6 protein-coding genes are annotated in these 5,585 nt (G+C 62.3%); 1 reads left to right on the forward strand and 5 read right to left on the reverse strand.

The genetic code is table 11. The features are described 5' to 3' along the window. The first annotated feature begins 287 nt into the window (after positions 1 to 287). A complete protein-coding gene (locus AC1DT3_RS10895) occupies positions 288 to 674 on the forward strand; it encodes a COG4315 family predicted lipoprotein (protein WP_477465277.1) in 387 nt (128 codons plus the stop codon). Positions 675 to 746: 72 nt separating this feature from the next. Here the strand turns inward: AC1DT3_RS10895 and AC1DT3_RS10900 are convergent, their stop codons facing one another. The 5 genes from AC1DT3_RS10900 to AC1DT3_RS10920 all read right to left on the reverse strand — a co-directional run bounded on the left by AC1DT3_RS10900 (position 747) and on the right by AC1DT3_RS10920 (position 5,529). Then, positions 747 to 2,063, reverse strand: a complete 1,317-nt coding sequence (locus AC1DT3_RS10900; RefSeq protein ID WP_477465278.1) for a porin — start codon at positions 2,061 to 2,063, stop codon at positions 747 to 749. 224 nt (positions 2,064 to 2,287) lie between these two features. Further along, complete coding sequence (locus AC1DT3_RS10905; protein WP_477465279.1) at positions 2,288 to 2,581, reverse strand: hypothetical protein; 294 nt, start codon at positions 2,579 to 2,581, stop codon at positions 2,288 to 2,290. A gap of 88 nt (positions 2,582 to 2,669) precedes the next feature. Continuing rightward, positions 2,670 to 4,226, reverse strand: a complete 1,557-nt coding sequence (locus tag AC1DT3_RS10910) for an AMP-binding protein (protein WP_477465280.1) — start codon at positions 4,224 to 4,226, stop codon at positions 2,670 to 2,672. Positions 4,227 to 4,248: 22 nt separating this feature from the next. Then, a complete protein-coding gene (gpt, locus tag AC1DT3_RS10915; RefSeq protein WP_477465281.1) occupies positions 4,249 to 4,755 on the reverse strand; it encodes a xanthine phosphoribosyltransferase in 507 nt (168 codons plus the stop codon). A gap of 27 nt (positions 4,756 to 4,782) precedes the next feature. Beyond that, a complete protein-coding gene (locus AC1DT3_RS10920) occupies positions 4,783 to 5,529 on the reverse strand; it encodes a competence/damage-inducible protein A (protein ID WP_477465282.1) in 747 nt (248 codons plus the stop codon). Between the last annotated feature and the right edge of the window lie 56 nt (positions 5,530 to 5,585).

The raw sequence follows: 5,585 nt of genomic DNA on the forward strand, positions 1-5,585 counted from the left end.
GCCCAGCACCTTGCCCGAAAGCTCGAGCCGTTCGGCGGCGCGCAGAAAGGCCTTCGCAACGATCGCGGCGTCGTCAGAACGTACAGCCGGGGCGGCAAGTGCAGCCATGAAGCACCCTTCTTTCCACAGAAAGATAATGCGCTACAAATTTCTGTAAAGAGAAATCGCGAGTGACGTTTTCGTGATCTGCCTGGCTTGGCTCCGCCCTTCCGTATTATCGATCCTGGACCAATATCGCGGCAGCGCCATCTCCCTCGCGGACACTTGTCTGTCTCAGGAGGAATTCGATGCTCAAGAAAAGCTTGATCGTGGCCTTGTTCGCTGGGGCCGTTCTCGCCGCGCCTCTTGCCTTTGCGCAGACACAGCCGGCGATGGTCGGCGAAACAAGCAAGGGCAAGGCTCTCGTCGATGCCAAGGGCATGACGCTCTACATCTTCGATCGGGATGCCGGCGGCAAATCGGCCTGCAACGGGCAATGCGCGCAAAACTGGCCGCCATTGATGGCCGCCGCCGCCGCAGCGCCCATGGGTGATTGGACGGTCGTCGTGCGCGACGACGGCGGCAAGCAATGGGCCTACAAAGGCAAGCCGCTCTATGGTTGGGCCAAGGACACGAAGCCCGGCGACATCACCGGCGACGGTGTCAACAGCGTCTGGCACATTGCTCAACCGTGAGCTCCTGCCCCGGAAAACGAGAAAACCCCGGTGTCGCCACCGGGGTTTTTGATTCAAGGCTGAAAGCGTCGCTTAGAAATCGCGCTGGACGCGCAGACGGCCTTCCCAGGCGCTGTCGTCGCCGAACGAGCCAGCACCCGGAATGAAGATGCGGCCCTTCGGATCGAGCTTCACGTAGATCGCTTCGACGCCGAAATCGAGGCCGGTCACCGGCTGCCAGAAGACGTTGCCGCCGACGCGCCATTCCTTGAAGTCCGCCAGGCCGGTCACGAAACCGTCGGTGGTGTAGGAGGTGGACGGGCCGCCGTAGCTGACGCTCAGGAACGAACCGAAGATGCTCGAGCGGATTTCCGGGGTCCAGTAATGCTGCAGGCCACCGGCGAGCGACCAGCCCTTGCCGCGCTCGATGTCACCGGTGATCGGGTTGATGTACCCGTCGGTGAAGCCGAGAACGGAGCCCACATTGGTGTTCGGGCTGGTGTTCAGAACGTCGTTGCCGCCGCTGAGATAGCCGAGCGCGCCGTTAGAGTACTGAGCCGAGAACCACAGCGTGTCGCCGGTGCCGAGCTGGGGCAGGTTGATGCCGACCTGTGCGCCGACCGCGATGCCGTACTCGGTGTCCGGGAAGTTGGAGAAACCGACGGCGCTCGTGAAGAGGTTGTTCGAACGCAGCTGATGGACCGCGCCGGACAGCTGAGCGGTTCCCCACGTGCCGGTGTACTTGACGTTGGCCACGACGTCGGGAAGGCGCTGGCCAGCCGGATCGAGACCGATCGCCGCTCCGCCGAAGAAGGGGTCGTTGTAGCGACGGTCGATACCGTCTTCGAGCGAGACCGAAGCCGAGAAGCCGTTGCCAAAGGTGAAGGTGTAGGCCAGCAGGTTGACGTCCGGAGCATCGTCGAAACGCAGCGTGCCCATATGGGTGGTCGGCAGGTCACCGTTCGAGAAGAACGAGGTGACGCGACCGGCGGTCAGGCCACCGAACTGGATGAATGCTTCGTTGATGTCGGGCGTCGTGCCGATGCTGCGTTCACGACCGAACGGCGTGCCCGAGCTGCGCGTGATCTCGAAACGGACCACCGAGCGCAGAAGGCCATAAGCCGTGGACGTGCGGGCGTCGAGCTGCAGACGGCCGCGAGCGCGGAAGCCGGTGGCGTCCGCAGCGCGGGTCAGCGGGGAATTATAGAGATAGTCGGCGCGGACACGGCCGCTGACCCGAAGGCAGGTTTCCGTTCCCGGAATGAAGAAGAAGCCCTCGCCATAGGTCGAGCAAACGCGAACATATTCCACCGGAGCCGCCTTCTTGGCGGGAAGATCGGCAGCTTGGGCCCCGGCCACCGCGGCAAAACCCGCAGCCGATCCGAGAAGAAGGCTCGTAACGAGCTTCATGAACGTCTCCAATGTTTCAATTCGGGCAATCGACCCGATCCGATTGAAACGATATCCAAGCTGGACGGCGGAGCAATTCAACCAACTGCGCAAAACTGGCGATTTGCGAAGCACTGTGCTCAAAAAGAGACCATTCTAGGTTGAGGAACGCATTTCGGCCCGATCTGTGGCAGAAAATCAACAGCAGATTACGCTGCGGAATTAGGGCCCGTGGCACGAATCGCTCAGTCGCCGAACAGGTCGTTCGGCCCGCTCAGGCAGCGATACCCGACGAAGCATTGCGGATTGTCCCGCGTGGGCACGAAAGCCGGCCCGAGATACTCAGCGACCTCGCAGAAATTCAGATCCCGGACGTAGCGGTCGTAGGTGTATTGTCCGGTTCCGAGAACGAAGGCTCCGTTGGCGTTCACCAATTGCCTCGCCTGGCCGCAGGTCATGCTCTGGGTCATCGGGCGCGATTGCGCGAATGCACCTGCGGGAAGAGCGGCGATGAAGAGTGCGAACGCAATTCGTCTCATGTTGTCCACCGTTTGCGGCCTAGCCGAATAACGCCGAGCTAGGCGCTTGGTTACCGATCGGCACATCAACATCCTGTGTGTCGGTTCGCTACAGCATCGGCTGAAGACGACGCGCCATTTCGACGGCAGCCGCGTAATCCGTCTTCCCCGATCCCAGCACGGGAATGCCCGATACCAGGATGGATTTCGGTACCCACAATTCAGGGTAGCCTTGAACGCGCGCGTGGGCAGCGAGAGCATCTCGGTCCGCGTCGGCCTTATCGGTGATGAGGACGATCTGCTCGCCCTTCCGCGGATCCGGAAGCGCTACGACCACATGGTTCGCGTCGGGCCATAATCCCTGCACGAGTGTTTCGACGGCGGCGAGGGAGATCATCTCGCCGCCGATCTTGGCAAAGCGTTTTGCGCGTCCCCTCACGGTGACGAGCCCGTCGTCGACGGTGACGATATCGCCCGTGTCGTACCAACCGTCCGGAGGAGGCTCGATCGCCCCGGAACCGTCGGTCGCGAGATAACCCATCATCACGTTGGGACCGCGTACCGCGAGACGACCGCCCTCGGGAATACCTTCGACGGGCGCCAAGCGCCATTCGATGCCGGGCAGAAAGGGGCCGACGCTTCCAGGCTTGGATCGATCGGGCACGCTCACCGCGATGACCGGAGAACACTCGGTTGCACCATAGCCTTCGAGGATCGTGGTGCCGTAACGGTCCCAGAGACGGCGCGTATCGTCCTTCACCCGCTCCGCGCCGGCAATGACGTAGCGCACGCTCTGGAGATCGTTTCCGTCTGCGGCGCGCGCGTAGCCCTGGAGAAAGGTATCGGTCGCAAGAACGATGGTCGCTTGTGTTCCACCGATCAGTTTCGGAATTTGCCGGTAATGAAGCGGCGACGGATAGAGCACCGATTTCATGCCGTTGAGAATGGCGGTGAGCAATCCCGCCGTCAGTCCAAATGAATGGAACACCGGCAAGGGATTGAAGAACACGTCATCAGGCGTCAGCACGCTCCCGGCATGCGCCTTCACCTGATAGGCGTTGGCGATGAGGTTGGCGTTCGATAGCACCACCGCCTTCGGCTTGCCCTCGGATCCCGATGTGAACAGGATCACGCCGGCATCGTCGGGTTTGACATCCGATCGCTTGTGAATTGTGCGCGCGAAAAAGCTGCTCAGGAGGGCCAGGAATTTATCGAGACTCGTGATCGTCGCGCGAACGTCTTCCAGCCAGACGATCGTGCGTCCCTCGCTCAATGCCGCGACGACGTCGTCGAGTTTGCCCTGCTCCACGAAACGGCGCGACGTGACGATGGTCCGGATCTGCGCGACCTCGCAGGCCGAATTCATGTTCTTGAGACCCGAGGTGAAATTCAATAGTGCCGGCACGCGCCCGAATGCGTTCAGGCCGAAGAACACGACCGCGATTCCCTGCACGTTCGGCATCAGTACGCCGATCGTCTCGCGCGGCTGCGTCAGCGCCGCGAGCTTGCGGCCGAGAACGAATGCCGCAAGGACGAGCCTTCCGAAGGTGAGCGGCTGCCGCTCGGGATCCTCCAACGCGACCTTGTTCCGGCCGAACCGGTCCCGTGCGTTGAGGAGCGCCCCGAAAAGACTCGTGCGCGTGCCGGCGAGGTCGAATTCGGCCATGAGGCGATATCCTGTCTGGCGGTCAGCCGGCCGCGCCTTCGGTGATAGGGGCCTGGTAGGCCAGACCCATATCCCAGGGGAAATAGATCCACGTATCCTGGCTCACTTCGGTGACGAAGGTTTCCACCATGGGACGACCCGCGGGCTTGGCGTAGACGGTCGCGAAATGGGCGTTCGGCAGCATGTCGCGAACCATCTTCGCGGTCTTGCCGGTATCGGTCAGATCGTCGACGACCAGGACGCCCTTTCCTGTCCCGCCGCCGATGGCTTTGATCGCGGGCGCGATGTCCTTCAGAACGCGGAGCTCACCCTGGTTCTTGTAGTCGTGGTAGCTCGCGATGCAGACGCTTTCGATCAGCCGGATATCGAGCTCCCGCGCAACGATGGCGGCGGGAACGAGCCCTCCGCGCGTAATGCAGACGATGGCTTCGAACGGCCCGGCCGCGGCAAGGCGCCAGGCTAGCGCGCGGGCGTCCCGATGGAACTGGTCCCAGGAGACGGGGAAGGCTTTGGGGGAACTTGGAGACATCGTTTTGCTCGTGCAATGCGAGGAGGATCAGAGAGGAACGCGATCGGATTTGAGGCTGTGCACCAACGCGCGAACAGCCTCGGAGGTTGTCGCTACGGCATCGGCATCCTTGCCGCGCACGACGATCTGATTGTTGAAGCCGGTGGAGGTGAAGGACGGATAGGATCCGATCGACACGTCGGGGTTGTCTCTCGCGATCGCGGCGAGACCGTCGCCATAAGCGCCCTCGCCCAGGGTGCCGGCCTCGATCGTTTCCACCACCATGCGCGCGCCTGTCTGGAGAGTCGGCGCGACCAGATCCAACATGGCCTGCATGATCGACGGCACGCCAGCCATGACGATGACATTGCCGATCCTGAAGCCCGGCGCCTTCGAGATCGGGTTTTCGATCAGGTCCGCACCGACCGGAACGCGCGCCATGCGCAGGCGCGCCTCGGTGAGTTCGCCAGGCTGGTATCGCTCTCGCAGAAGGGCGACCGCACGCGGGTCGTGCTCGACGGGGACACCGAAGGCTTTGCCGACGCTGTCTGCCGTGATGTCGTCATGGGTCGGTCCGATGCCGCCCGTCGTGAACAAGTAGGTGTAGCGGGTCCGCAGCGCATTCACCGCGGCGGCGATGTCCGCCTCGATGTCGGGTACGACACGCACCTCGCTCAGGTCGATGCCGATCGCGGTGAGATAATCGGCGATGTAGCCGATATTCTTGTCCTTGGTCCGCCCGGAGAGAATCTCGTCTCCGATGACGAGAAGGGCGGCTGTCACTGAAACGGCCATGGCGCGATCCTTTTCAAGGCGTTTACCGCCTGCAAGGCTGTTCCTCAAGCAAGCCT

The sequence above is a fragment of the Microvirga sp. P4_G7 genome (assembly GCF_056401005.1).